This window comes from Kitasatospora sp. NPDC051164 (assembly GCF_044455625.1).
GTDB lineage: Bacteria > Actinomycetota > Actinomycetes > Streptomycetales > Streptomycetaceae > Kitasatospora.
On sequence record NZ_JBITFB010000029.1, the window covers coordinates 1 to 24,912 of the forward strand.

Sequence of the window (24,912 nt, forward strand, 5' to 3'; positions counted from 1 at the left end):
CGCCCCCTGGGGGCCGCGTCTCCCCCCCTCCCACCCCCCCCGCCGGCGCCCGCGTGCCGCGGGGTTGGGCGGCCCCCCCCCCGCCGGGGCGGCGTGCTCCACCCCCGTGCCCGCCGCCCCGGCCCCCCTTCTGCCACCCTTGGAAACACCAGCTCCAGGAGTCACGATGCTCCGTTCCGCCCTTCTCGCGGCCTCCCGGTCCCCGCAGGTCCGCACCGTGGTCGAGAAGTTCCCCCCGACCCACGCGATAGTCGAGCGCTTCGTCGCGGGCGAAGCCCTCGACGACGCGGTCACCGCCTGCGACGACCTGGTCGCCACCGGCCGCAAGGTCACCCTGGACCACCTCGGCGAGGACACCCAGGACGCCTCCCAGGCCGCCGGTACCGCCGAGGCCTACGAGCACCTGCTCAAGGCCCTCAAGGAGACCGGCCTGGCGGCCGGCGCCGAGGTGTCGGTCAAGCTGTCGGCCGTCGGCCAGTTCCTTCCGGTGGACGGCGAGAAGATCGCGCTGGAGAACGCCCGCCGCATCTGCGAGGCCGCCGCCGACGCGGGCACCACGGTGACCCTCGACATGGAGGACCACACCACCACCGACTCCACCCTCGCCATCGCGCGCGAGCTGCGGGCGGACTTCCCCTGGCTGGGCGTCGTGCTTCAGGCCTACCTGCGCCGCACCGAGGCCGACTGCCGCGAGTTCTCCGGCGCCGGCTCCCGCGTGCGCCTGTGCAAGGGCGCCTACAAGGAGCCCGAGTCGGTCGCCTTCCAGGGCAAGCACGAGGTCGACCTCGCGTACGTCCGCGCGCTGAAGGTCCTGATGGCGGGCGAGGGTTACCCGATGATCGCCTCGCACGACCCCAACATGATCAAGATCGCCGGCCAGCTGGCCCAGTGGAACGGCCGCAAGCGGGACTCCTTCGAGTACCAGATGCTGTACGGCATCCGCCCCGAGGAGCAGCTGCGCCTCGCCGGCGAGGGCAACACGATGCGCGTGTACCTCCCGTACGGCCAGGAGTGGTACGGCTACTTCATGCGCCGCCTCGCCGAGCGCCCGGCCAACCTGACCTTCTTCCTGCGGGCCATGGCCACCCGCAGCTGACGCTGCCGGCCCGGTGGAACGGCTCGTACCCCCTGTGTGGGAGGGGGTACGAGCCGTTTCGCGTTCCTAGAGGAAGTCCTTGGTGTCCAGCTCGAACTCGAAGGGAGCCGGGAGCAGCAGCGGTTCACCGAACGCGGCCAGGTGGACCTCGGTGTACTCCTCGCGGTGCGGCTCGCCGAACAGGCTGATCCGGGACCTCTCGCGGTCGACGAGGAGGTAGAGCGGGATTCCGGCCCGGGCGTAGCCGTGCCGCTTGGTGATGCGGTCCTGGTCGGGCTTGCTCGACGTGACCTCGGCGACCATGGCCACACCGTCCGGTTCCATCCACGGCGGGGCGCCGCGGAAGAGGCGGAGTTCCCGTGGAGCGAACGTTGCGTCCGGGACGACATGGTTCTTCGGGCAGGGTCCGCTGCTGATCAGACGGAGGCCCTTGCCGCCGGACACCTGCATGCGGACCCTGGACCGCGCTTTCACCTGGTCGATCAGCAGATCGATGTAGTCCTCGTGATCGCCGTCCGACGGTGGTGCCACGATGATCTCTCCCTCGATGAGCTCGGCTCGGAAGCCCTCGGGGGAGTGCAGGCTCAGGAAGCCCTCCAGCAGGATGTCTGCCTGCGATGGGGAGTCCGTGATCGGTTGCTCATGCGCCACAGCACTCATGGTGCCCCTCCTTCAGATGGGCGTCACGCTATGCACGGTCGGGGCGGGAAGCGCAGTCCACGGTGAGCTTTCACCCGATGGTGTGAGTTTGGGGCGGGCGTAGGATCCCGGTGCTGTGAACTGGGGTCTCGGCGGAAGGAGTTGGGGATGCTGAAGGAGTTCGCGGGGCTGTCGACGCCGGTGGTGGCGGATGCGTGTGTGCGGCTCGGGGTGGGGGTGCGGGCGGCGCCGGTGGGAGTCGGTCCGGTGGGGGCCGGGGCGCGGGTGGCGGGGCGGGTGCTGCCGGTGCGGCACTACGGGAGTGTGGACGTGTTCCTGGAGGCGTACGGGGCCGCCCGGGACGGGGACGTGCTGGTGATCGACAACGGCGGGCGGACGGACGAGGCCTGCGTCGGGGACCTCGCGGTGCTGGAGGCGCGGGCCGCCGGGGTGGCCGGGATCGTGGTGTGGGGGCTGCACCGGGACACCCCCGAGCTGCTGGAGATCGGGCTGCCGGTGTTCAGCTACGGCGCGCTGCCGCTCGGGCCGATGCGGCTGGACGACCGGGAGCCGGAGGCGCTGCGGACGGCGCGGGTCGGCCCGCACACGGTCACGGCCGGGGACGTGGTGTTCGCCGACCCGGACGGGGTGCTGTTCGTCCCGGCCGACCGGGCCGGGGAGGTGCTGGAGGCGGCCGGCACGATCGCCCGGACCGAGCGCGCGCAGGCCGGGCGGATCGCCGCCGGTGACACGCTGCGCGCGCAGACCGCCTTCGACGCGTACCTGGAGCGCCGCGCCGCCGACCCGTCGTACAGCTTCCGGCAGCATCTGCGGCGGGTCGGCGGGGCGATCGAGGAGTAGCGCGGGAAGTGAAGTCCCTTACAGCGGGCGGTACATGACGTGCAGGCCGACGTAGCCGTCGACCGGGTGGTGGAAGGCCTCGGGGACGGTGCCGACGATCTCGAAGCCGAGCGACTCGTAGAGCTTCACGGCGTGGTGGTTGTTGGCGACCACCGCGTTGAACTGCATGGCGCGGAAGCCCGCCCGGCGGGCCCAGTCGAGGGTGTACTCGACCAGGGCCCGCCCGATGCCCTTGCCGTGATGGGCCGGGTCGACCATGTAGCCGGCGCTGGCGACGTGCGAGCCGTTGCCGGGTCGGTTGCGGTTCATGTTGGCGGTGCCGACGATCCGCCCGTCCTCGTCCACCGCGACCACCGTGCGGTTGGGGGCGGCGAGCAGCCACCACTCCTGGCCGAGCTCGGAGGGCATGTCGAGGGGGTAGGGGAAGGTCTCGCCGGCGGTGACGATCGCCTGGAAGAAGGGCCAGATGGCCGGCCAGTCCTCGGGGGTGGCTTCGCGGATGATCATCCGCTCAGCATGATCGTCGGCGGGCCGGCGGGCCACCGGTTTTCCGTTCAGCCGCCGAGGACGGCGTCCTCGACGACGGCGGCGGCGTTGGCCTGGCCCCGGGCGTTCGGGTGCACCACCGCGTACTTCAGCGGGATCGCGCTGGTCAGGACGCCGTCCAGCCAGTGGTCGGGGTCGCAGACGCTGTGGCCGGCGGTGGAGGGGTAGAGGTCGATGAAGGTGTCGCCGTGGGCGGCGGTGTTCTGCGCGATGACCGCGTTGAGCGGCTCCAGGATCGCGGTCCGGGCCCAGGCGAGATCGCCGATGGTGAAGGTGGCGAACTGCAGCAGGTCGCCGTACGTGCAGAGGTTGACGTTCTCCGGGATGAGGTGCGGGTAGCCGACGGTGAGGACCTTGGCGAACGGTGCCCTGACGTGCAGCGCGGTGAGCATGGTGTCGTAGCCGCTGCGCAGCGCGGCCAGGCGGTCGGGCAGGCCGGCGTCGTATGTGTCCTTGCAGGGGGTGCCCTGGCCGAGGTGGGTGGCGCCGAGTTCGATGCAGTTCTTGAGGATCTCGGCGAAGCCGAGGTCGTTGCCGCCGATGCCGACGGTGACCAGGTCGGTGGCCGGGCCCACGGCGTCGATCTGCGGGGGGACGGGCGGGTAGGGGGCGCCGGGGTCGGTGCCGAGCGGCGGGAGGGGGCGGCCGAGCGGGGAGAGCTTGGTCGCGTGGATGTTCTCGGTGGTGGCGCCGCTGCAGCTGACGTTGCGCTGGTCGACCAGGGAGCCGAGGTCGCGGCGGATGATCTCGGGGTAGGACCCGACGGTCCGGGCGCAGCCGTCGCGGGGCTCGGTCAGGTCGCCGGTGGCCTCGATGACGCCCGCGGTGTAGGAGTCGCCCATGGCCACCCAGGTCAGCGCCCGGGCGCGGGCGGACGGCTCGGCGGCGGCCTGCACGGTGGTGGGGGTGGTCAGTCCGGCGGCGAGGACGGCGGCGGTGCCGGCGACGGCGAGGCGGGACAGGAAGCGTGGCACGGTCTCTCCTCAGCAAGTGCGGGGGAGAGTGCGATTCACCCCCCTGAGAGTCAATCGAGTCGGTGTGTGGACGACTTGATGCCTCAGGAGGGTGAATTCGTGGGCGTTGGCGTGATGAGGGCGGTGGGCTAGAGCAGCGCGGCGGCGGGCTCGATCATCGCCCGGGCGGTCTTGCCGTCCACGTACTCGCCGAGCGCGGTCATCTCCCACTCGCCGCCCGGTCGGCGGACCAGCTTGCACATCACCACGCCGGTGCGCGACTCGGAGTGGGTCAGGTCGAAGCGGACCAGCTCCTCGTTGGTGCCGGCGTCCAGCAGGCGGCAGTAGGCGTTCTTCACGTCGGTGAACTTCTGGCCGGAGAAGGAGTTGACGACGAAGACCAGTCCGTGGACCTCGGCCGGCAGGCCCTCCAGGTGGACGGTGATCAGCTCGTCGTCACCGTCGCCGCCGCCGGTGAGGCTGTCGCCGGAGTGGGCGATGGCGCCGTTGAAGATGTTCAGCTTCATGAACCAGGCCGTCTCCAGCCGCTTGTGGCGGGCGTCGAAGGCGAGGCAGGAGGCGTCCAGGTCGATGCTGCGGCCACGGGCGGCGGGCTCCCAGCCGAGGGCCATCCGGACGGAGGAGAGGAAGGGGCGGCCGTTCTTGACCAGGGAGACGGAGCTGCCCTTGACCAGGCTGACCCGGCCCTTGTCCAGGGTGATCTTCGCGGGCGCGCCCGGGGTCGCGGGAACGGAGGGCGGCGCGGGCGGGGCCGGCGGCAGCGGGTGGGAGCCGGTGGCGAGGGCGATCCGGGGGTCGACCGCGGCGGCGGCGGGTGGGGTCGCGGGGGCCGGGGGAGTCGCCGGGGGAGCGGGCGGGGCGGGCGGTGCGACGGGCGGGGTGGGGAGCTGGAGGGTCGGGTCGGCCGGAGCGGCCGTGGCCTGCGGGGTGCTCGGGGCGGGGGCGGCCTGGGCGGCCGGGGCCGGGGTGTCGTCGACGCTGACGCCGAAGTCGGTGGCGATGCCCGCGAGGCCGTTGGCGTAGCCCTGGCCGACCGCGCGCACCTTCCAGGCGCCGTTGCGCAGGTAGACCTCGACCACGACCAGCGCGGTCTCCAGGCCCAGCCGGGGCGGGGTGAAGGTGACCAGGACTTCGCCGGTGTCGGCGTCCCGGACGGTGGCGGTGGGCTCGGTCCCGGCGAAGGTGGAGACCTGGTCGGCGGGGCTGGCGGTGACCGCGATCGTGGTGATGTCCGCCGGGACGGCCCGGGTGTCGACGGTGATCGCGTCGGGAGTACCGGCGGCGGCCGGGCGGTGGCTCACCCCCGGACCGTTCGGGGCGTTGAAGAAGACGAAGTCGTCGTCCGAGCGCACCTTTCCGGCGTCGGTCAGCAGCAGGCCGGAGACGTCCAGCGCCTTGGGCGCGGTGACCTCGACGGTCACTCGCGCGGCGGTCAGCGGTGCGTTGCCGCCTTGGGTCAGGACGGTGGGCACGGACTCCTCCTCGGGTGCGGAACGACGGCCCCGGTCGGGGGCCTTTGGGGGCGCCCGGCCGGGTGCTGCCCACAGTAACGAACGAGGGTGCGGGGATGCGCCCGTCCGAGCAGCTCAGCTGTCGGATCGTCGGACTGTCGGAATGTTGTGACGATGGGCCGTCGGAGGAGCGTGGCCGTTGGAGGAGCGTGGCCACCGGACGGCCTGCACCGCCCGGGCCGTCAGCGGGGCGCGGGGGCCGCCGGGACACCGGGGGCCTGGGGCGCGAAGGGCGGCGGCGCGGCCGGCAGTGACGGGGTCGGCGGTGCCGGGGTGGGCAGTGGCGGGATGGGGTCGAAGCCGCCGAGCGCGGCGACCGCGCGGGGGTGGTCGAGGGCGAAGGCGGAGGCGCTCCAGCTCTCCGCCGGGGCCGACTTGCGGACCGCGGACGGGTCGGCGGCGGCCGGACGGGCGCCGCGCGCGCCGAAGGTGTAGTGGCCGGGCCGGACGTCGGTGCCGGGCGGTGTGGTGAAGCGGTAGACCAGGGTGCCGCGCTCCTGCTGGACGGTGACCACGGCGCCGGGCAGGTCGGTCCAGGCGGTGCCGGTGCCGGCGGCGGACTCGCCCGGGGCGAGCCGGAATTCGGCCTGCAGGGCGGTGACCGGCTCGGTCACGGTGAGGCCCAGCTCGTGCCGCAGGCCGTCGCGGCCGAGCGGGGCGACCAGGGAGATGCCGGACAGGGCGTGGTCGGTGCTCGGGTCCGGCGTACCGGGGCCGGGCGCGGTGGGAGCGGGTGCGGTGGGGCCGGGTGTGTCCGTCGGTGTGCCGCCGTCGCCGCCCGGGTCCGTCGGGGCCTGGCCGTCCGGGGACCCGCCGGTGCCGGGGGCGGTCTCGGTGGGCGGCGGCACGGGGCGGGTGGGCGCGGTGGGCCTGATGCCGGGCAGTTTCGGTGGCGCGCCGTCGGTGGGCTGGCCGTCGGGCTGTCCGGCGGGCGGGGTCGGGGCGGCGGGCGAGGGCCCGGCCGGAGCCGGTACGCCCGGCTGGGTGCCCGCGAGCTGGGTGCCGGGGGGCTGCGAGTCCTGCCCGGTGGTGGTCTGACCCCCGGTCGGGGCCGAGGAGCCCGGGTGCGCCGAGCGGTCGCCGGGCGGGGTGGCCAGGACCGGTGCCGCTCCCGAGGGGTGGGCCGCGGGGCGCGTGGACGGGTGTGCCGGTTGCCGGGTGGCGGACGGTCCGCCGGCCGGGGTGGCGGTCGGGGTCTGCGCGGAGGCCGCCTCGGCCTGGTCGGTGGCGCCCGGGGTAGGCGGCGGGGTGGAGCCGACCCGGGCCACGCCGGCCCGACGGCCGATCCCCTGCTGCTCGTTGAGCAGGAGGGTGGTGGCGATGCTGATGCCGACGACGGTGGACATCGCCATCGCGGCGCCGGAGAAGCGCAGGGTGGGCAGTCGGAGTCGGCCGCCGAAGGGGCGCGGTCGGCCGTGCCGGCCGTGCCGCTCGGGCTCGTGCCGCACGTCCCGCGCGGTGTCCTCGCGCACAGCCACCGGACCCCCTCCCTCCCCGAAGTCGCGTCGCCGTATTCTCCCACGCGTTGCCGCCGGGCCTGGTTCCGGCCGTCGCGGGCCGGTCCGCCGCGGGCCCGCGCCGGGGAGGGGGAGAGCGTACCAGCGGGCGGTCATACCGTGGACGGGTTCGATCCATTTCGTGGACACCCGTTCGATGTCCGGAAGTTGACGCTCCGTCCGACAGGGAAGTAAGGGGTGGTTGGCCTGGATGGTGGCGGTTGTTGCAACCCCCTTGCAACCCTTGCCGCCCGGCACGGGGTGGCGCAGGCTGGGTCCATCCCACGCCGCCCCGGAGAGACCGTCATGCCGCCCGACCCGCTGTCCGCAGCCTCCAGTGCACCCCTCGCCGCCACCCCCACGGGCGGCGATGGGGACGGCTCCACCGCCGCTCCGGCGGCGGTGGAGGAGGTGCTGACGCTCCGGATCTCGCTGGGCGAGGAGGTGGTCGGCGAGGTGCGCACCCGGTTCCGGTTCGATGCCGCCCGCCCGTACGAGGTGCTGTTGACGTTCCACCTGGGGCGGCCGGACGAGGCCGACTGGGTGTTCTCGCGCGAGCTGCTGCGCGACGGCCTGGGCATGTTGAGCGGCCAGGGTGACGTCAAGCTGTGGCCGGCGTACTGCCCGTGCCACGGCTCGACGCTGCACCTGGCGCTCGAATCCCCGCACGGCAGCGCCCTGCTGGAGGCTCCCAAGCCCCGGGTGCAGGCCTGGCTGGAGCGGACGTACGCGCTGGTCTCCGAGGCGCGGGAGTGCGACTGCGGCCCCACCGACGACGACCTGGCCGCGCTGCTCGCGGGCGGCTGAGGGGCGGCGGGCAAGCGGCTGGGGGTCGACGGTCGGTGAGCGGTCGGCGGTCGGCCGCGGCCTCAGCGGCCGAGCGGCTGGTCGCCGGGTGCGCGCGGCGGCGGGACGGGTACCGCTCCGGGCAGCCGCACCGCCCCCGTCGCCAGCGCGGCCCGCAGTCTCCGGACGGCCGGGGCCGTGGAGGCGGGCAGCAGGTCGTATGGGTCGTCCGGCCCCTCCACGGTGACCAGCACCGACTCGGCGATCCGGTACGGCCGGTGGGCCAGCAGCCCGCCCAGGTAGCGGCGCAGCCGGGACAGCTCCGCGCGGACCGTCACCGTCCGGCCCGCGTCGCCGAACAGCGCCTCGGCGAGCTGGGCGGCGGTGCTGCCCTGGCGTCCGGTGGCGAGCAGGAGCAGCAGTTCGGCGTGGCGCGGGCTGAGCGGGTGGGACCAGCTGCCGACCGCGCCCCGGACGGACAGTTCGGGCCGGTCCGCCCGGCGCAGGTCGAGTCGGAGCCGGGCCCCCTCGGCCTGTTCGGCGCTCACCGTGCCGGAGCCGTCCTCCCCGGGCGGCCGGATCGGGCGCACCAGCCAGCCGTCGGCGAGCGGTTCCAGTACGCACTCGCCGAGGCCGGGCACCCAGTGCACGGCGGCCGGGGCCCAGCCCTCGCTGGGCACCCGCAGCCGGTTGGGCGGCGGCAGCCCGGCCGCGGCGGCGGTCCAGCCGGCCGCGTCCACCACCAGGGCCGGGCCGCCGACCCGGGCGAGCAGCGGGGCGGCCAGGGTGCGCAGCTGGTGCAGGGCCTCCAGCCGGTGGGCGCGCAGCTCGGTCTCGGCGAGCCGGGCGGCGGTGGCGGTGAGCTGGAGCAGGTACGGGCGGATGCTGTGCGCGGGGCCGCTCAGGTTGATGGCGCCGACCAGCTGCCCGGTGCCGGGGTCGTGCACGGGCGCGGCCACGCAGGTCCAGGAGTGGTGGCTGCGCAGGTAGTGCTCGGCGGAGTGGACGTGCATCGGGCGGCGGGCGCGCAGGGCGACGGCGATGCCGTTGGTGCCGACGCTCTCCTCGATCCAGCGGGCGCCGGTGATGAAGCCGATCCGGTCGGCGCTGCGGCGCAGGCCGCGCTCGCCCTCCTGCCAGAGCACGTGGCCCTCGGCGTCGGCGATGGCGAGGATCAGCGGGAGTGCGTCGGTCGGTTCCAGCAGGGTCTGGCGCAGGACTGGCATGACTGCGTCAAGCCCACTGGCGCGGCGGCGCTGTTCGATTTCGGCCGGCCCGAGCAGGGCGGCGGCGGCACCGGTGTCGGGGTCGAGGCCGAGCCGGCGCAGCCGGGCCCAGGAGTCGCCGATCTCGGGGCGGGGTTCGAGCAGGCCGGGGACGCCGCCCTCCTCGGGGGAGGCGGGACCGGTCAGTTCCCGGGCGGCGGCGTCGGCGAGGGTGCGCTCGTGGACCTTGGCCAGCTCCGTCGCGGTCGGCGGGGTGCGGCGCTCTGGTCGTCGGGACTGCCGTCCGGTCTGCCGCACTCGGTCCGCTCCTCGCCGCCGTTCGAGGTCGCGCCGGGGCCGACGCGCTGACGAAAGCGTACGGGTGAGCTGGGCCCATGGGGATGGGGTCTGCCAACTCGGCATACCGGACGGTACGCGGGAGCGGCCCCGGGCCCGGGCCCGGGCCCGGGCGACCCCCGGGCCCGGGTGGGTCTCAGCGCTGCGCGCCCACGCCCTGCTGGGCCGCCTCGACGGTGTGGTGCAGGTCGGCGGTGGCCTCCAGCGTGGCGCCGGTGCTCAGCGCCAGGCAGGCGGCCAGGGCCAGCGCGACCGCCCGCAGCCGGGTGCCGGGGGTGGCCGCCGGGCGGGGCTGGAGCAGCGCGGCGACCCGGCGCGGGACCGGCCCGGAGTGGGCGGCGGGGGCCAGCCTGGGCCGGTCCGGCCAGGGGGAGCGGCTCGCGGCGAGGGCGGCCCGGCCGACCGCGCGGGCGGTCACGGTGCGGTCGCCGACCCGGGCCGCCGCCACCTCGTCGGCCCACCGCTCCAGGTGGTACCCGAGCGGTGCGCGCAGCGGGCGGAGCGCCGGGTGGACGTCGGCGGCGTGCTCGGCGAGGGCGAGGAAGACGTGGTGGCGGGCGGCCAGGTGGGCGCGCTCGTGGGCGAGCAGGGCGGAGCGCTCGGGGCCGCTGAGGGCCCGCAGCATCCCCGAGGTGACCACGATCCGGCCGGGCTCGCCCGGTCGGCCGGGGCGGCGCAGACGGCCGGGCAGGGCGAATGCGTCGGCGCGCTCGTCGTCCAGGACGGCGAGCGGGGGCTCGGCGGGCCGCAGAAGCGCCGTGAGCACCGATCCGGCGGGCCGCAGGAGGGCGGAGAACGAGGGCTCGGCGGGCCTCGGCGGGGCGGTGCGGCGATCCGGGGTGCGAGCCCGGCGCACGGTGGCGCGCGGGAGGCGCGTATCCGGATGCCGGTCATCGGCCGGGAGGGAGGCCCGGGCCGTTCGCAGCTCCAGCCGTCGGCGGCGGGCCGTGCGCACCGCCAGCGCGGCGAGCGCGACGAGCGCCAGGGCCGCCGCCACGGCGGCGAGCGGGGCGGCCGGCGCGGCCGCGGTGAGCCACGGCAGCGAGAGGTGGCCGAGGGCGGCGACCGGCGGCAGCTGGAGCAGCCCGGCGGCGGCGAGCAGGCCGAGCGAGCAGAGGGTGCCGCCGGCCAGGACGGCGGCGCTGCCGGCCAGCATCCAGGCGGCGGCTCGCGGTGACAGCAGTTCGGCGAGGCGGCGGGCCAGCGGGGCGGCCAGGAACGGCAGCAGCAGCGGGGCCCAGACGGCGATCATCATCGGCCGGCCGCTCCCCTGCTGCCCGGCCACGGGTGGTCGTCGCCGACGGTTCTGGTGGCGGCTCCGGCGTCGGGGCCGGCGGGGCCGTCACCGAGCAGGTCGCGCAGCAGCTGCTCGTCCTCGGCGGAGAGGTCGGAGATGAAGCGGGCCAGCACGGTGGAGCGGTCGGCCTCGCGGCCCAGCTCGGTGTGCATCCGGCGGGCCGCCAGTCCGGCGGTGTCCTGGACGGTCGGGGTGTAGGCGTAGGCGCGGCCGGCCCGGGTGCGCTCGACCGTCCCCTTGTCGTGCAGCCGGGCCAGGATCGTCGCGATCGTGGTGCGGGCGAGGTCCCCGCCGAGCGCCGCCTGGACGTCCTGCGGCGTCATCGGCTGCCGGGCCGACCAGAGGGCGGCCAGCACCTCGGCCTCCAGCTCCCCGGCGGGCCGGCGGGCGGACGGTACGTCGGACATGGCGGCGATTCCTCCAAGTTTCGTCTACAGTCATGTAGACCGTCTACGTGACTGTAGACGGTCGGGCGGGTCCGGCTGAAGAGCCCGGCAGTGAAGTCCGGCTGTGAACCTCCCGGTCCGGGCGGGTCCCTGTGAACCGCTGTCCCGGCGGGTTCGCCGTGAACAGCCGGCCTGAGCGGATCCGCTGTGAACCGGTCGGTTCCGGCGGAATACGCCGTGAACCGCCCTCCAACGTACGGGAGGTCCGCCAGCCTTGCTCCAGTTCCCCGGCGATCCGGCCGTTCACCTCGCGGTGAACCCGCTGGACGCGTCCTCACTGCTCGCCGCCTTCGGCGCGCTCGGCATCGCCGTGGTGCTGTTCGCCGAGACCGGCCTGCTGATCGGCTTCTTCCTGCCCGGCGACTCGCTGCTGTTCACCGCCGGACTGCTCTGCGTGCCCGGCGCGACCAAGGGGCCCCAGCTGGAACTGTGGCAGGTGCTGCCCGCCGCCCTGGTCGGAGCACTGGGCGGGGCCCAGGTCGGCTACCTGATCGGCCGGCGCGGCGGCCGGTCGCTGCTGCGCCGCACCAGGCGGAAGAGCCTGCTGAAGGGCGCCGCGCGGGCCGAGGAACTGCTGGCGAAGTACGGCCACGGCAAGGCGATCATGCTCGCCCGGTTCATCCCGGTGGTCCGAACGGTGTTGAATCCGCTGTGCGGCGTGCTCGAAGTGCCGGTCCGCTCGTTCACCCTCTGGCAGGTCGTCGGCGGTGCGGTCTGGACGGTCGGCGTGGTGCTCGCCGGGTACGCGCTCGGATCGTCGGTACCCGGGATCGACCAGTATCTGCTGCCCATCATCGGTCTGGTAGTAGTTGTCTCCGTGTTCCCCATTGTTCTCGAACTGTTCCGCGCCCGTAAGGCGCCACGTCACGGAGGTGACGCGTGATGTCCTCACGGGCCCTCGCCGTCTATGACGGCAGCGGCATCGACGGCAGCTTCTACACCCGCGTCAACGGGTGGGCGCAGTCGGCCCCGCACTGGCTGGACGAGCTGATCAAGGTCTGGTCGGCGATCGGTCTCGGCCTGTTCGCGATCTTCATGCTCTGGGCGTGGTGGCGGGCGCGCGGCGCGGACTCCGCGGTGATGGCCAAGGTGCTGGCCTCGCCGGTGATCGTGGTCATCGCCTACGTCGTCAACTCGGGGCTCAAGGGCATCGTCGAGGAGGTCCGGCCCTGCGCGCAGATCCCCGGCAGCGTCTCGCTGGAGACCTGCCCGGGCACCGGGGACTGGTCCTTCCCGAGCAACCACTCGGTGATCGCCGTCGCCGCCGCGGCCTCGCTCTGGTTCGTCAACCGGCGGCTCGGCTGGGTGGCCGGCCTGTTCGCGGTGCTGATGGCCGCCTCCCGGGTCTGGGTCGGCGTGCACTACCCGCACGACGTGGCGGTGGGCGCGCTGGTCGGCCTGCTGGTCGCGGTGGTGCTGGCACCGGTCGCCGGGCGCTGCGGGCCACTGGTGGACCGGATGCGGACCGGCGCGCTGCGGCCGCTGCTCGGCCCGGGGGTGCCGCCGCTGGTGAGCCACGGGCACTCGGCGTACGGGGCGCAGCGGCACTGAGACCGTCGGGTGCGGCGGCGCTGATCGCGCTCGTTCCACCCGTTCCGCGACCCTTGTTCGGCCGGGGTGGCGGGTAGAGCATGTGAGCCGGGCGTGGGGCCTCCTCAGGGGGCGCCCGCCCGGCTCAGTCGTGCTCGGGGCGCGAGGGCGCCGGGCGTGCCAGCGGAGGGAGTGCCGAATGCCGTACAGACTCGACATCACACAGGGGGACTGGCCGGGCGACTTGTTGCACAAGGGCGTCGAGGGCCTGCTTGCGGAGGCCATGGTGCTCACCCTCGCCACCGCCGGCCACGAACACGGACCGCACGCCAACCTCGCCTTCTTCGCCCACGACGACGACCTCGTCCTCTACTTCGTCAGCGAGCGCTCCACCCGGCACAGCCACCATCTCGCCGAGGAGGCCCGGGCCGCCGCCACCGTGTTCCTGCCGCCGCCCGCCTTCGGCGAGCAGCTGCGCGGACTGCAGCTGACCGGCAGCGCGGGCGAGGCCTGGGGGCGGCAGGCGCAGGCGGCGCTGGCCGCGTACCAGGGGCGCTACCCGTCCTTCGCGCAGGACGAGGAGGTCCGGCGCCAGTTCCTCACCGGCGGCGGGGCGGCGGCGCTGTACCGGTTCCAGGTGGAGGAGCTGACGGCGGTGGACGAACCGAACTTCGGCCGGCGCAACTACCTGCGGGCGCGGGTGGTGCGGTCGTAGGCCGCGCGGGCCTTCGTCGGCGGCTCCGGCCGGGCCGAGCCGCCGACGGCACTGCCGCTCAGGTCGCGTCCAGCGCGTCGAGCGTGGCCGGATCGAGGTCGACGACCGGGACGCGAGACAGATGGTCCGACAACTGGCCCAGAGGGACGGAGATGCCGTCGAGGTCGATGTGCTCCTCGACGTAGAAACCGCCTCCGCGCCCGTAGAGGAGCAGGAGCGGGTCGTAGGGGTCGGGCAGCTCGGGGAGGACGACCTTCGTCTCGCGGCGGAACGTGGGCCAGTGCACGGCGCCTCGGCAGGTCTCCCGGATGGTGCGACGCCGGACGGCGCCGGAGAGGTAGGCCTCCAGGTCGGCGGCAACGTCGGAATCGGCGCGGATGGTGGGGTCGATGTGCAGGGCGATGTCGAAGAACGGCCAGAGGCCTGCGGCGTCGAAGGCGTCGGCCCAGAGGGCGGACCGCCGCAGGTACTCGCGCATCAGAGCGGCCCGGGAGCGGAGGTGGGGCTGTGCGCCGTCCCAGTCGCTCCACTCGACCGCACGCAGGCGATCCAGAATGAGACGCGACGGATTCGTCACTTGACGTTCACCCCGTTCCTGCGCAGCTCCTGCTTGATCTCGGAGACCACGGTATCAATGTTCGAAAGGTCGTCCGCGAGCGGCGTCTTGGGCGGCGTCAGCCCCAAGCGGGTCTCCCAGGGGCGGAAATGGCCCTCGACGGAATGCGGCGCCAGATCATGGGCGCCGGCCTTGCTCACGTCCTGCGGGAACAGCTTGTCGTGCGCCTCGTTCCAGACGTCCGGATGCTCCGATACGTAGGGAAGCCCTCCCCTCATCAGCTCGCTCTCGATGTACTCATGGGCCATCAGGGAGCGGAACTCCTTCAGGCCGGCGGCGTCGAGTTTGCCCGCGTGAGCGTCCTGCCAGATCTCCGCGATGTCGTCGCGTGGAGTGAAGAGCCCTCGCTTCGTGTCCAGCGGGCCGACCGCCACCGTGTGCTGCTCCCGGAACAGGTGGGACTTGACTTGGCGGAGGACGGACGGGTCGATGCCGGTGTTCTCGGAGATCTTCGGGAGGTCGACCTTGTTGGGGGTCGCGCGGACCTTCTCGTACACCCCGCCGGCGAACTCCGACGGCTCATGAACCCATCCGGCGCCGCCCCAACCCTCGGTGTCGGGGAACGGAGTCTTGCTGCTCCCGGGTGCGGCGGCGCCGCCGACGGCGCCGAGGACGAGGTCCAGCGGCATGACCGGGCCGGTCTTGAAGGCGGTGTCGTAGCCGTAGGTGAGGCCGGCGCCGGTGACCATGCGGCCGGGGAGGGTGTCGGCGGCGTTGGCGACCTTGGCCAGGCCGGCAAGGGCGACGGAGGCGCTCTCCGCGCGTTCGGCGGCGTTGGCGACGACCCGGCCGCCGGCGCCGAGACCGGCACCGGCGCCGCCCATGATGCCGCCGGTCTTCTCGGCGTCGACGGCCTCCTTGAGGCTGTAGCCGCCGTCGTCGTAGAACTCGACGCGGATGGGCTGGGCGACGGCGACGTCCACGACGATCGCTTCGACGGCACCGAACACGACGCCGGTGAGGACGGTGGCGGCGATCATGGCGATGGTCTCGGAGACGGCTACGCCGAGGCCGGCGGCGGTGGCGACGATGCCCGCGGCAGCGGTGACCGCGACGCCTTCGGAGATTCCGACGGTGAAGAAGGCGAGCGCGGTGCCGGCGACCAGGGTCGCGCCGACGATCGCGGCCTCCTCCTCCAGCTTCTTGATCGCCTTGTCCACCTCGGCGGCGAAGTCGCGCAGGGCCTTGGCCAGGCTGCGGCAGGCGTCGGCGGTGTCGGGGAGCCAGCCCTTGCCCTTGCCCGCGCTGTCCTGGCCCCCGTAGTACTGGGCCCAGAACTTGCCGAAGGCGTCGATCGCCGGGCCGTGGTTGTTGGCGACGATCGCGGCCGCGGCCTGGTTGGTGGGCGCGGTGACGTTGTCGATGGCGGTGGCCATCGCCTCCCACGCGTCGGCGACCTTGCGGAGCTTGTCCGGATCGGCGTCGGGCCACCACATCCCGGTGAGCTTGCGGACGGCCTTCGCCGCCGTGGACTCACCCACCCGCCGCCCCCGTCCGGAAGGAGGCGGCGATCATGGCGTCATGTTCTTCCGCGCGTGGTTGTCGGCGCCGGTGTGGTTGTCGGCATGGACGACCAGACCGTCGTGGATGCTGGTGAGCCCCTTGACCAGGACGTCGAGCGCGGAGAGCACCTTGTCGTGCGGGCCGTTGTAGGCCTGGGCGAACTCGTTGCCCTGCTTGTCGCCGCCCCACGGGCTGCCGGCCTCGGTGAGGCTCTGCTTGAGCTTGTCGAGCGCTTCCTTGAGCGCCTTGCCCTGGTTCTCGAACGTCGGCGCGGCGTCCTTCAGGTCCCCCGGCCGGATCTTGAACTCCGGCCCGCCGGCTTTCGCCCCGTCATCCACCATGGTGTCTCCCCCGTCCCCCTCCGTATGACGTGCAATCAGGGAGAAGGGCCAGCGGGGTGGGTGGGCTTCTGATGGTTCGTGTGATGATGGACACTTTGCCATGGCCTGGCAGGTCGTTGGCCGGCCCTTGAGGTGGCGGCCCCTTGCGGTGGCCGGGTGTCAGCGGCGCCAGAAGCCGCGCTTCTTCGGGGTGACGAGCTGCACGACCGACGTGACGAAGAGTTCGGCGACGGGGGAGGGCCCCGGGCCGTGGTTGAGGTGGCTCTCGGTGGTCCACTCGCCGAGGACGGTGCCGGGGCTGCCGTCGAAGGGGTCGAGTGCGTGCTCCAGGGTCACGTAGCGGACGGTCCGGCTGCCCTGGGGGTGGACGGCGGCCACGAAGTGGGCCTCGGTGGCGCCGACCGGGCTGGGCAGGGTGACCAGCAGCATGTGGTGGCCGTCGACCGACAGGTGGCGGCAGTCGAGGCCGTGGGTGGGCAGGCGGTCCTCGGGCGGGAGGGTCCCGCCGAGGTCGTCCCAGATCTTGGTGACGACGGGCAGCAGGCTGCCGCCGTCCGGGGCCGGGGTGGCCACGCGCGGGCCGAACTCCAGTACCTGGCGGGCGAGCTCGCGGTGGACGAAGCGGTAGTGGTGGGGCCGGGGGTTCGTCATGGGCAACACCGTAGCGAACGGCTCGGAGCGGGAAGTCGGCCCGTCCGACTTCCCGCTCCGGTAGGCGAGTTGACCAGCTGTTTTGTGACATGACGATCCGTCAGAGTCCGTCATGGTCCGTCGGGATCTGTTCGGAGATCGACGGTCAGTGGCTGCCCTTGAGGTTGAGCACGACCACCCCGACGATCACCAGCGCGATCCCCAGCCACTGCACCCGCCCGAGCGACTCGCCGAAGGCGAGCACGCCGATCCCGGCGACCGCCGCCGTCCCGGCCCCCGACCAGACCGCGTAGGCGACCGAGACCGGGATGTGCTTGAGCGCGCGGCCGAGCAGCAGGAAGGAGAGCGCGTACCCGATGCCGACCGCCAGGCTCGGCCAGAGGCGGGTGAACCCGTCGGTGAGTTTGAGGCAGCTGGTGGCGCAGACCTCGCTCAGGATGGCGAGGGCGAGCAGGACGTAGGGCATGTCGGTGTCAAACCGCCGGGGCGGCGGTGAGCTTCCCGAGCAGCGCGAGGTCGGCCTGCTCCAGGCTGGCGAGCAGCGTGATCCGCTCCCCGTCGGGCATCGGCGTCGCGGTGGACGGCACGGCGAGCACGGCGCAGCCGGCCGCGCTCGCGGAGGCGACCCCGGTCGGGGTGTCCTCGACGGCGAGGCAGACGGCCGGGTCCAGGCCCAGCCGCTCGGCGGCGGCGAGGTACGGGTCGGGGGCGGGCTTGGTGCGCTCGGTGTCCTCGGCGGCCAGGGTGACGGCGAACCAGTCCCGGCCGATGGCGGACAGCACGAGGTCGACCACCCGGCGCGGGGAGGCGGAGACCAGCGCGGTGGGCACCCGGGCGTCCCGCAGCGAGGCGAGCAGGGCGAGCGCACCGGGGCGCGGCACCGTCTCGGCGGCGACCTTGCCGGCGAAGGACTCGCCCAGCCGGGCGGCGAGTTCGGCCTCGTCGAGGGTGGTGCCGCTGACCCGGTGGAGGTGGGCGGCGGTGTGCTCGACGGCCTGGCCGAGCACCTCGGGGGCGTCCTCGTCGGTGAGCGGGTGACCGAGCTCCTCGGCGATCTCGGCGGCGGTCTGCCACCACAGCTGCTCGGTGTCGACCAGGGTGCCGTCCATGTCGAAGAGGACGGCGGCGGGCAGGGCGGCCTCGGACGAGGCAGCGGATTCGGGCAGGACGGATTCAGGCATGGCGGTACCTTCGGTGGTTCTCAACGTCGGAGCAGGGACGTGCAAGGCTCTCAGGCCGGGCGGCGGTCCACCAGCACGGGGCGCTCGGGCAGGGTGAGCTCGGCGCGCGAGCCGGCCGGCAGCGCGGCGGTGGCCTCGGTGGGCAGGTCGGCCTTGACCTCGGTGCCGTCGTCGAGGCGGACGGTGAGCCGGGTGACGGCGCCCAGGAAGGACGCGGAGACCACCAGCGCGGGGCCGTCCTCGGCGGGTGTCAGGGTGACGTTCTCCGGGCGGACCAGCACCTGCAGCTCGCCGTCGGCCGGGATCTCGCCGTCCACCGTGTGGCGGCGGCCGAGCACCTCGACGCCGTCCGAGGTGCGGGTGCACGGGATGCGGCTCATGGTGCCGACGAACTCGGCGACGAAGGCGGTGGCCGGCCTGCCGTACAGCTCGGACGGGGTGGCGCACTGCTCCAGCCTGCCCGCGCGCAGCACCGCGACCCGGTCGGCCATCGACAGCGCCTCCTCCTGGTCGTGGGTGACGAACAGGGTGGTGATGCCCAACTCCTGCTGCAGGCGTCGGATCTCCTCGCGCAGCTGCAGCCGGACCTTGGCGTCCAGCGCGGACAGCGGCTCGTCGAGCAGCAGCACACGCGGCTGCAGGGCGAGCGCGCGGGCGAGCGCGATGCGCTGCTGCTGGCCGCCGGACATCTGGTGCGGGTAGTGCTCGGCGCGGTGCGGCAGGCCGACCAGCTCCAGCAGCTCCTGGGCGCGCTTGCGGCGGTCGGCCTTGCCGGCGCCGCGCATCCGCAGCCCGAAGGCGACGTTGTCCAGCGCGGTCAGGTGCGGGAAGAGGCTGTACGACTGGAACACCATGCCCGCGTCGCGCTTGTGCGCGGGGATCGCGGTGATGTCCTCGCCGTCGACCAGGACCTCGCCCGAGTCGTGCTGCTCGAAGCCGGCCAGGATGCGCAGCGCGGTGGTCTTGCCGCAGCCGGACGGGCCGAGCAGGGCGAGCAGTTCGCCGGGGTGGACGGTGAGGTCCAGGCCGTCGAGGGCGGTGGTGGCGCCGAACGAGCGGCGCAGCGAGCGGAACTCGACGGTGGCGCTGCCGGGGGCGAGCGCGACGCCGGTGACGGGGGCGGTGGCCGTGGTCATGGCTGGTGACTCCTGGAAAACGTGGGGCGGTTCAGGACCGTACGGGCGGTGCGCTCAGGAGCGCGCGGCCTTGCGGCCGCGGCCGACGGCGGACATCAGCAGCAGGACGACCCAGACGATCAGCAGGCTGAGCATCGAGACCGCGACGGACATCTGGCCGTCGCTCTTGCCGTTGGAGTTGATCCACACCGAGAAGGGGGCGAAGCCGAGGATGGAGGCGGTGGTGAACTCGCCGAGCACCAGGGCGACGGTGAGCACGGCCGCGTTCAGCAGGGCGCTGCGCAGGTTCGGCAGGACGACGGTGAACACCGCGCGCAGCCAGCCGGCGCCGCAGTTGCGGGCGGCCTCGACCAGGGTGACGACGTCCACGCCGCGCAGCCCGGCGTCGATCGCCCGGTAGGCGAAGGGCAGCGCCATCAGCACGTACGCGATGACCAGGACGATCGGGAAGTCCGGGTTCTGGATCGCCACGATGGTCTGGAACAGCGGGGTGTCCTGCAGGTAGTCCGGGCCCCAGCGCAGTACGCCGATGATGCCGGTGGTGAGCGCCACCACCGGGACGACCAGCGGCATCGAGCACATCACCTCGATGACCGGGCGCAGTCTGGGCGCGCCGAGCCGGGCGGCGAGCATCGCCGGGACGAGCAGGAGCAGCAGCACCGCGACGGTGACGCCGGCCAGTTCGAGGCTGAGCACCAGGCTGTCGGTGAAGCCGGGGGCGTTCAGCAGCTCGGTGTAGGCGCGGAAGGTGGTGCCGCCCTTGTTGTCGTCGATGCTGAACCACAGCGAGGCGGCCATCGGCACGGCGAAGTAGACGGCGCAGACCAGCAGGACCAGGCCGCGGCCGAAACGGATGCGATCGATCAGGCGAGCCACTTGGCACTCCGGCGCTGAAGGGGCAGGTACACGGCCATCACCAGGCAGGCGACCACGATCATGTCGAGGCCGAGGGCGAGGGCGAGGTTGCCCTGGCCGACCAGGACGTTGCCGGACAGTGCGTCGCCGATCTGCATCGAGATCAGCGGCACCGAACTGCCCACCATGGCCTCGGCGGTGGCGTACGCGGCGAAGGAGGCGCCGAACAGCAGCACGAAGCCGCCGAGCAGCGAGGGCAGCAGGACGGGCAGCGCCACGTGCCGCCAGTACTGCAGGGAGGTGGCGCCGTTGTTGTAGGCGGCCTCGCGCCACTGGACGCGCAGGCCCTCCAGGGCCGGGGTGATGGTGATGACCATCAGCGGGACCAGGAAGTAGAGGTAGACCACCGAGAGGCCGGAGAAGGTGTAGAGGCTCCAGCCGTGCTTGGTCAGGCCGAGCTTCTTGGTGACCTCGCCGGAGTTGCCGAGGGTGGCGACGAACATGAAGGCGAGCGGCACGCCGCCGAAGTTGGCGAGCACGCCGGAGGCCGACATCACCGCCTCGCGGAACATCCGGAACCGGGAGGTCGCCACGGCCTGGGCCAGCGGCAGGCCGACCACGGTGGCGATCAGCGCGGTCAGCAGCGAGAGCTTCACGCTGCCCCACAGGGCGGTCCAGTAGGCGCCCTGGAGGGAGCCGGTCAGGTTGGCGGTGGTGAAGGTGCCGCCGCCGTCGGGCGCGTCCGAGGAGGTGGTGAACGCGCCGATGGCGATCGCCACGGCCGGCAGGCCGAAGCCGATCACGAAGAACAGCAGGAGGGGGAGGGCGGCGAGCCAGGCTCGGCTGCCGCCGGCCCGGCGCTTGCCGGGGCGGGGGGCCTTGGCGGCCGTGGTGACGGGGGTGACGGAGCCGGCGATGGCGCCTCCGCCGCTCTGGGCGGCGGAGGCGGAGGCCGGCACCGGGGTGGGTGCCGTGGTCATCTCAGGTCAGCCCGCGATCGCCTTGGCCCAGTTCTCGGTCACGACCTTCTTGGCCGCGTCCGTCTGGTCCTGGGTCGGGAAGGTGGTGAAGGGCTTCTCGACCGGCGGGAGCTTGGCCGAGGCGGCCGCGTCCAGGGTGCCGGCGGCCTTCATGGCGTCGAACAGCGCCGGGGTGGCGTAGCCGCCGAGGAAACCGTTCTGGCCCTGGGCGCTGTAGAGGTACTCCTCCCACAGGCGGGCGGCCGCCGGGTGCGGGGCGTCCTTGTTGATCGCCTGGTTGTAGTACTGGGCGTAGGAGCCGTCCGACGGGATGGCCACCTGCCAGTCGATGCCCTTGTCCTTGAACTTGTCGGCGTAGCCGGCGTTCAGGTACGACCAGTCGATGCTGATCGGGGTCTCGCCCTTCTCGATGGTCGCCGGGGTGACCTCGACCGGGTTGAAGTTGCCGGTCTGCTTGACCTTGCCGAAGAAGTCGATGCCCGGCTGGATGTTGTCCAGCGAGCCGCCGTTGGCGAGCGCGGCCGCGTACACGGCGCCGAAGGCGGCACCGGCCTTGGTCGGGTTGCCGTTCAGGGCGACCATGCCCTTGTAGTCGGGCTTCAGCAGCTCGGCGAAGGTCTTCGGGCAGACGGACACCTTCTTGGCGTCGCAGCCGATCGACATGTAGCCGCCGTAGTCGTTGTAGCTCAGGCCGTTGGCGTCCTTCATGGTGGCCGGGATCTTGTCGAAGTCGGTCACCTTGTAGGGGGCCAGCAGGCCCTGCTTGCCGGCGCTGATCGCGAAGGCGGAGCCGAGGTCGACGACGTCGGGGGCGCGGTCCTGGCCCTTGCGGGAGGTGACCGCGTTGATCTCGTCCTGGCTGGAGCCGTCCGGGTTCTCGTCCTCGATCTCGATGCCGTACTTGGCCTTGAAGTCGTCCATCAGCTTGCCGTAGTTCGCCCAGTCGCGCGGCAGCGTGATGACGTGCAGCTTGCCCTCCTTCTTGGCGGCGGCGACCAGGCCGTCCATGCCGCCGAAGTCGGCGACCGAGGTGGCGGTCTTGGCGTTCTTGCCGCCCGCGGCGTCGCCGGACTTCGAGGAGGAGCCGGCGGAGCCGCAGGCGGTGAGGGAGAGCGCGGCAGCGGTCAGGACGGCCGCGAAGGCGGCGGAGCGGGCGCGGTGCACGGACACGGGTCAGTCTCCTGAGAAGGGGGAACTGCGAGTGGGCGTCTCGATCGGGGGATCTGGCGAGTGGCGGTCCGGAGTCGTTTCCGGAGTCGTTTCCGGAGTCGTCCGGGCTACGGGGGCTGTTCGGAACCGTCCGAGTTGACTAGCCAACTTCGCTGACGGGGGTAAGTACGCCGCAGTCCGGTGACGGGAAGGTGAACAGACGGCCCAGAACCGGGGTCGGCTGCGGGAACGGTGGAATCCGGCCACCGGAGCGTGATCCGTTCGGTGCCATGCTTCGAAAGCGCAGCGGGATAAGGTCGGGCTGTCCGCGCCGGTACGGCTGCGCAGGACACTGCCCCAGGAGGGACATTGACTGACGTGGCAACCGAGCCCCAGCGCCCCGCCGCGACCGAGCCCCAGCGCCCCGCCGCGACCGAGCCCCAGCGCCCCGCCGCGACCGAGGAGCGAACCTCCGGAGCCCTGTACCGGAAGGTGGCCGCCGACCTGCGCGAGGCCATCACCACCGGCGCGTACGGCGAGGCCGGCCGGCTGCCCGCCGAAGGCGCGCTGGCCGAGCAGTACGGCGTCTCCCGAGGCACCGTCCGCCAGGCGCTCGCCGTACTGCGCTCCGACGGACTGGTCACCTCCCGCCGCGGCACCCGCCGGGTCGTGCTCGGCGGCGCCCGGGTACAGAGCTTCTCCGAACTGCTCAGCTTCACGCACTGGGCCTACTCGATGGGCGAGGAGCCCGGCGGCATCCTCGACTCGCTGGTGCGCCGCCCGGCCGACGCCGCCGAACGCGAGCAACTGCGCCTGGAACCGGGCGCCGAGGTGTACGTGACGGTCCGACTGCGCACGCTCTCCGGCACGCCCGTGATGGTCGAGCGCACCGTCTACCCGCCGAGGGTCGGCGAGATCGTCGCCGAACTGCCCCCGGACGTGGTCTCCCACACCGAAGTCCTGCGCGAGCACGGCATCCTGTTCACCGACGCCGACCACACCATCGACATCGTCGCCGCCAACGCCGAGGACACCCGACTGCTCGGCTGCCGCCGGGGCAGCCCGCTGCTGCGCGAACGGCGCCGGACCACCGACCCGACGGGCACGCCCGTGGAATGGTCCCAGGACCGCTACCTGCCCGGGACGGTGGCCTTCAGCGTGCACAACTCCCTGGCCACCTCGGCTCTTTCGCGGCACGCGCGGGAGATGGACTGAGCCACCTCCCGTGGGCTCCGCGTGCTCCGTGCGCTCCGCGCGCTCTCCGGGGTCAGCGCATGAGGGAGGCGAGCAGCGGGCGGAAGTGTTCGAAGCCGGGGGTCGCGGCGCCGGCCACCTTCGCCTGCTCGTCCCAGCGCCGCACGGCCACCGCGTCCGTGGTGCCCGGGAGTTCGGCGAACTCGGCGGCCTGCCGGTCGGACATCGGGCCGCCCTGGCCGGCCAGCGTGTACTCGGAGGCCTCGGACAGCCGCTCCCGGTATCCGGGCTCGACCGCGCACAGGTAGCGCTTGGCGGCCACGTGCAGCCGGACCGGCTCGGTGACCTCCGGGCCGAACCAGCGGGCCAGCCAGTCGGCGCCGGTGTGGCTGTGCCGATTGTCATGACCCAGCATCAGATCCCTTCCCTGCAGGGCATCTTGGCCGTGCTCGTCAAAGAAGTGGCCGACGTCGTGCAGCAGGGCGGCGGCGACCAGGTGGTCCGGCGCGCCGGCGGCCTCGGCGGCAGCGGCGGCCTGCAGCATGTGCTCGGCCATGGTGACCTCCTCGCCCAGGTACTCCCCGGCGCCCTCGCCCGTGAACAGCCCGGCGATCGCGTCCAGGGCGGCGGTGCGGCGGTGCAGCACGGCGAGGGTGGAGGACAGCGAGTCCAGGTCGGCGTAGCAGCCCTGGAGGTGCCGGTGACCGTCCTGTCGGAACGCCGTACGGGCGTGCAGGAGACGGGTGTTGTCGAAGATCAGGCAGTCGCCGGGGCCGAGGCGGAAGGCGAGCTGCAACTCGGGGCGCAGGGTGATCGCGGCGAAGCGGCGGTAGGCGGCGTAGAAGGCTTCCCGGTCGCCTCCCCGGAGGGTGCCGATCGAGCGGTTGTTGAACCTGACCTCGCGGATCCGGCCGAGGGGGTCCACGTCGATCAGCGGACGGTCGGCACGCAGCTCGGTGCGGCGGTCGCGGAAGACGAAGGGGACGGGCGTACGGGTCAGCGTCGCGAAGTCCGCCGGTGACTCCGCCCGGAGGACCGCCGCCGCCTTGAACCCGTCCACCAGCCCGGAGTCCCCGCCGGTCGCCGAGTTCTCCAGGCAGTGCAGCAGCTGCAGCGTCGGCACCGGGTCGCGGTACGGGTTGTCGGTGTGCGGTGCGATCGCGGCGCTGGTGAAGGCGAGGTTGTTCGGGTCCGGCTCGACCCGGACGTCGAACAGCTCCCCGTAGTTGGTGACCCGGACGTACCCGAAGCTCTCCGCCACCCGCAGCACCTGCCCCGCCGAGACCGGCACCCCGCGCAGCACCGCGAACCCGCTGTGGCGGACGGCGCTCAGGACGGCGGCCTGCTCGGCGGGGTCGGCGAGGTACGCCGCCCACTCCGCCTCGGGGATGCCGCGGGCGAAGTCTCCCGCCGCCCAGAGCCGCTTGCCGTCCTCGGTGCGCCCGTCGCCCTCGTCCGCCTCGTCGAGCCATTCCGGCGCGTATCGGGACCGGTGCCCGTCCGACCAGAGCACCTTCAGGTGCCCGTCGGTCTCGGTGCTCGCCGCGATGCTCAGGTCCTCCGGCAGATCGCCGATCCGGAACAGCTTCTGCCCGTTCCGGGGATCCCGGCACTCGGCGCAGGGGCAGTTGTCGCGCAGCCAGTACGGCGGCAGCTCGGTCATCGGTGGTCTCCTCCTCGGCGGCAGCCCTGCCGGTAAAGTTGTATAGCCAACTCGGCCTCCGGCAGGAAGCCTGCCGCTCCCCGGTGAGTTCCGCGTGCCCGTCGGATGAACGTCCGGGGAACTGTCCGTCGAGACCGCCGCCAAATCTCTTGTGCCCATGGCCCCGACCTGCTCGGATATGCCG

Annotated in this window: 26 protein-coding genes; 7 read left to right on the top strand and 19 right to left on the bottom strand. The window is 73.3% G+C overall.

Annotation, left to right across the window (positions count from 1 at the left end; translation table 11 throughout):
- Positions 1-166 precede the first annotated feature (166 nt).
- Positions 167-1,096 (top strand): proline dehydrogenase family protein, encoded by a 930-nt coding sequence (locus tag ACIBEC_RS34990; RefSeq protein ID WP_360499481.1) that lies wholly within the window; start codon positions 167-169, stop codon positions 1,094-1,096.
- A gap of 66 nt (positions 1,097-1,162) precedes the next feature.
- Here ACIBEC_RS34990 and ACIBEC_RS34995 read toward each other — a convergent pair whose 3' ends face one another.
- A complete protein-coding gene (locus tag ACIBEC_RS34995) occupies positions 1,163-1,756 on the bottom strand; it encodes a Uma2 family endonuclease (protein ID WP_360499483.1) in 594 nt (197 codons plus the stop codon).
- A gap of 147 nt (positions 1,757-1,903) precedes the next feature.
- Between ACIBEC_RS34995 and ACIBEC_RS35000 the strand changes: the two genes are divergently transcribed.
- On the top strand, positions 1,904-2,596 hold the full coding sequence (locus ACIBEC_RS35000; RefSeq protein ID WP_360499485.1) for an RraA family protein: 693 nt from the start codon (positions 1,904-1,906) through the stop codon (positions 2,594-2,596).
- Between the two features lie 18 nt (positions 2,597-2,614).
- On the opposite strand, the gene ACIBEC_RS35005 is transcribed toward ACIBEC_RS35000, so the two are convergent.
- The 4 genes from ACIBEC_RS35005 to ACIBEC_RS35020 all read right to left on the bottom strand — a co-directional run bounded on the left by ACIBEC_RS35005 (position 2,615) and on the right by ACIBEC_RS35020 (position 7,105).
- Positions 2,615-3,103 carry a GNAT family N-acetyltransferase gene (locus ACIBEC_RS35005; RefSeq protein ID WP_360499487.1) on the bottom strand — a complete coding sequence of 163 codons (489 nt, stop codon included), beginning with the start codon at positions 3,101-3,103 and terminating at the stop codon, positions 2,615-2,617.
- A gap of 47 nt (positions 3,104-3,150) precedes the next feature.
- On the bottom strand, positions 3,151-4,116 hold the full coding sequence (locus ACIBEC_RS35010; protein ID WP_360499489.1) for an SGNH/GDSL hydrolase family protein: 966 nt from the start codon (positions 4,114-4,116) through the stop codon (positions 3,151-3,153).
- 128 nt (positions 4,117-4,244) lie between these two features.
- Positions 4,245-5,576 (bottom strand): TerD family protein, encoded by a 1,332-nt coding sequence (locus tag ACIBEC_RS35015; RefSeq protein ID WP_360499724.1) that lies wholly within the window; start codon positions 5,574-5,576, stop codon positions 4,245-4,247.
- A 233-nt stretch (positions 5,577-5,809) separates the two neighbouring features.
- Entirely contained in the window at positions 5,810-7,105 is a 1,296-nt protein-coding gene (locus tag ACIBEC_RS35020) for a hypothetical protein (RefSeq protein ID WP_360499491.1), read from the bottom strand.
- A gap of 324 nt (positions 7,106-7,429) precedes the next feature.
- Here ACIBEC_RS35020 and ACIBEC_RS35025 point away from each other — a divergent pair, with 324 nt between their 5' ends.
- Positions 7,430-7,930 carry an SsgA family sporulation/cell division regulator gene (locus ACIBEC_RS35025; RefSeq protein WP_360499493.1) on the top strand — a complete coding sequence of 167 codons (501 nt, stop codon included), beginning with the start codon at positions 7,430-7,432 and terminating at the stop codon, positions 7,928-7,930.
- Between the two features lie 62 nt (positions 7,931-7,992).
- On the opposite strand, the gene ACIBEC_RS35030 is transcribed toward ACIBEC_RS35025, so the two are convergent.
- The 3 genes from ACIBEC_RS35030 to ACIBEC_RS35040 all read right to left on the bottom strand — a co-directional run bounded on the left by ACIBEC_RS35030 (position 7,993) and on the right by ACIBEC_RS35040 (position 11,175).
- Positions 7,993-9,432, bottom strand: a complete 1,440-nt coding sequence (locus ACIBEC_RS35030) for a GAF domain-containing protein (RefSeq protein WP_360499495.1) — start codon at positions 9,430-9,432, stop codon at positions 7,993-7,995.
- Positions 9,433-9,607: 175 nt separating this feature from the next.
- Positions 9,608-10,726, bottom strand: coding sequence for a M56 family metallopeptidase (locus ACIBEC_RS35035; protein WP_360499497.1), 1,119 nt, complete (start codon positions 10,724-10,726; stop codon positions 9,608-9,610).
- Complete coding sequence (locus ACIBEC_RS35040; protein ID WP_360499499.1) at positions 10,723-11,175, bottom strand: BlaI/MecI/CopY family transcriptional regulator; 453 nt, start codon at positions 11,173-11,175, stop codon at positions 10,723-10,725. Before ACIBEC_RS35040 ends, ACIBEC_RS35035 begins: the two co-directional genes overlap by 4 nt.
- Before the next feature lie 253 nt (positions 11,176-11,428).
- Between ACIBEC_RS35040 and ACIBEC_RS35045 the strand changes: the two genes are divergently transcribed.
- The 3 genes from ACIBEC_RS35045 to ACIBEC_RS35055 all read left to right on the top strand — a co-directional run bounded on the left by ACIBEC_RS35045 (position 11,429) and on the right by ACIBEC_RS35055 (position 13,459).
- Positions 11,429-12,097 (top strand): DedA family protein, encoded by a 669-nt coding sequence (locus ACIBEC_RS35045; RefSeq protein WP_360499501.1) that lies wholly within the window; start codon positions 11,429-11,431, stop codon positions 12,095-12,097.
- Positions 12,097-12,765: a phosphatase PAP2 family protein gene (locus ACIBEC_RS35050; RefSeq protein WP_360499503.1), complete on the top strand. Its 669-nt coding sequence runs from the start codon at positions 12,097-12,099 to the stop codon at positions 12,763-12,765. The genes ACIBEC_RS35045 and ACIBEC_RS35050 overlap by 1 nt, the downstream gene beginning before the upstream one ends.
- A 178-nt stretch (positions 12,766-12,943) precedes the next feature.
- Positions 12,944-13,459: a pyridoxamine 5'-phosphate oxidase family protein gene (locus tag ACIBEC_RS35055; protein ID WP_360499505.1), complete on the top strand. Its 516-nt coding sequence runs from the start codon at positions 12,944-12,946 to the stop codon at positions 13,457-13,459.
- Positions 13,460-13,517: 58 nt separating this feature from the next.
- Here ACIBEC_RS35055 and ACIBEC_RS35060 read toward each other — a convergent pair whose 3' ends face one another.
- The 10 genes from ACIBEC_RS35060 to ACIBEC_RS35105 form a co-directional block, all read right to left on the bottom strand.
- Positions 13,518-14,036 (bottom strand): hypothetical protein, encoded by a 519-nt coding sequence (locus ACIBEC_RS35060; RefSeq protein ID WP_360499507.1) that lies wholly within the window; start codon positions 14,034-14,036, stop codon positions 13,518-13,520.
- The gene (locus tag ACIBEC_RS35065; RefSeq protein ID WP_360499509.1) at positions 14,033-15,556 is read right to left on the bottom strand and encodes a hypothetical protein; all 1,524 of its coding nucleotides are present in this window, start codon (positions 15,554-15,556) and stop codon (positions 14,033-14,035) included. The genes ACIBEC_RS35060 and ACIBEC_RS35065 overlap by 4 nt, the downstream gene beginning before the upstream one ends.
- Before the next feature lie 30 nt (positions 15,557-15,586).
- Complete coding sequence (locus ACIBEC_RS35070) at positions 15,587-15,919, bottom strand: WXG100 family type VII secretion target (protein ID WP_360499511.1); 333 nt, start codon at positions 15,917-15,919, stop codon at positions 15,587-15,589.
- 159 nt (positions 15,920-16,078) lie between these two features.
- Positions 16,079-16,570 carry a hypothetical protein gene (locus ACIBEC_RS35075; protein ID WP_360499512.1) on the bottom strand — a complete coding sequence of 164 codons (492 nt, stop codon included), beginning with the start codon at positions 16,568-16,570 and terminating at the stop codon, positions 16,079-16,081.
- A gap of 145 nt (positions 16,571-16,715) precedes the next feature.
- Positions 16,716-17,036, bottom strand: a complete 321-nt coding sequence (locus ACIBEC_RS35080; protein ID WP_360499514.1) for a multidrug efflux SMR transporter — start codon at positions 17,034-17,036, stop codon at positions 16,716-16,718.
- Positions 17,037-17,043: 7 nt separating this feature from the next.
- On the bottom strand, positions 17,044-17,751 hold the full coding sequence (locus ACIBEC_RS35085; protein WP_360499516.1) for an HAD family phosphatase: 708 nt from the start codon (positions 17,749-17,751) through the stop codon (positions 17,044-17,046).
- A gap of 50 nt (positions 17,752-17,801) precedes the next feature.
- The gene (locus tag ACIBEC_RS35090) at positions 17,802-18,887 is read right to left on the bottom strand and encodes an ABC transporter ATP-binding protein (protein ID WP_360499518.1); all 1,086 of its coding nucleotides are present in this window, start codon (positions 18,885-18,887) and stop codon (positions 17,802-17,804) included.
- 54 nt (positions 18,888-18,941) lie between these two features.
- Positions 18,942-19,751, bottom strand: a complete 810-nt coding sequence (locus tag ACIBEC_RS35095) for an ABC transporter permease (RefSeq protein ID WP_396289799.1) — start codon at positions 19,749-19,751, stop codon at positions 18,942-18,944.
- Positions 19,751-20,722 carry an ABC transporter permease gene (locus ACIBEC_RS35100; RefSeq protein WP_396289758.1) on the bottom strand — a complete coding sequence of 324 codons (972 nt, stop codon included), beginning with the start codon at positions 20,720-20,722 and terminating at the stop codon, positions 19,751-19,753. Before ACIBEC_RS35100 ends, ACIBEC_RS35095 begins: the two co-directional genes overlap by 1 nt.
- Before the next feature lie 6 nt (positions 20,723-20,728).
- Positions 20,729-21,892, bottom strand: coding sequence for an extracellular solute-binding protein (locus ACIBEC_RS35105; RefSeq protein ID WP_360499520.1), 1,164 nt, complete (start codon positions 21,890-21,892; stop codon positions 20,729-20,731).
- 459 nt (positions 21,893-22,351) lie between these two features.
- On the opposite strand from ACIBEC_RS35105, the gene ACIBEC_RS35110 reads away from it, so the two are divergent.
- Positions 22,352-23,086: a GntR family transcriptional regulator gene (locus tag ACIBEC_RS35110; RefSeq protein ID WP_396289800.1), complete on the top strand. Its 735-nt coding sequence runs from the start codon at positions 22,352-22,354 to the stop codon at positions 23,084-23,086.
- A 52-nt stretch (positions 23,087-23,138) separates the two neighbouring features.
- Here the strand turns inward: ACIBEC_RS35110 and ACIBEC_RS35115 are convergent, their stop codons facing one another.
- On the bottom strand, positions 23,139-24,728 hold the full coding sequence (locus tag ACIBEC_RS35115; RefSeq protein ID WP_360499524.1) for a TauD/TfdA family dioxygenase: 1,590 nt from the start codon (positions 24,726-24,728) through the stop codon (positions 23,139-23,141).
- Positions 24,729-24,912 lie beyond the last annotated feature (184 nt).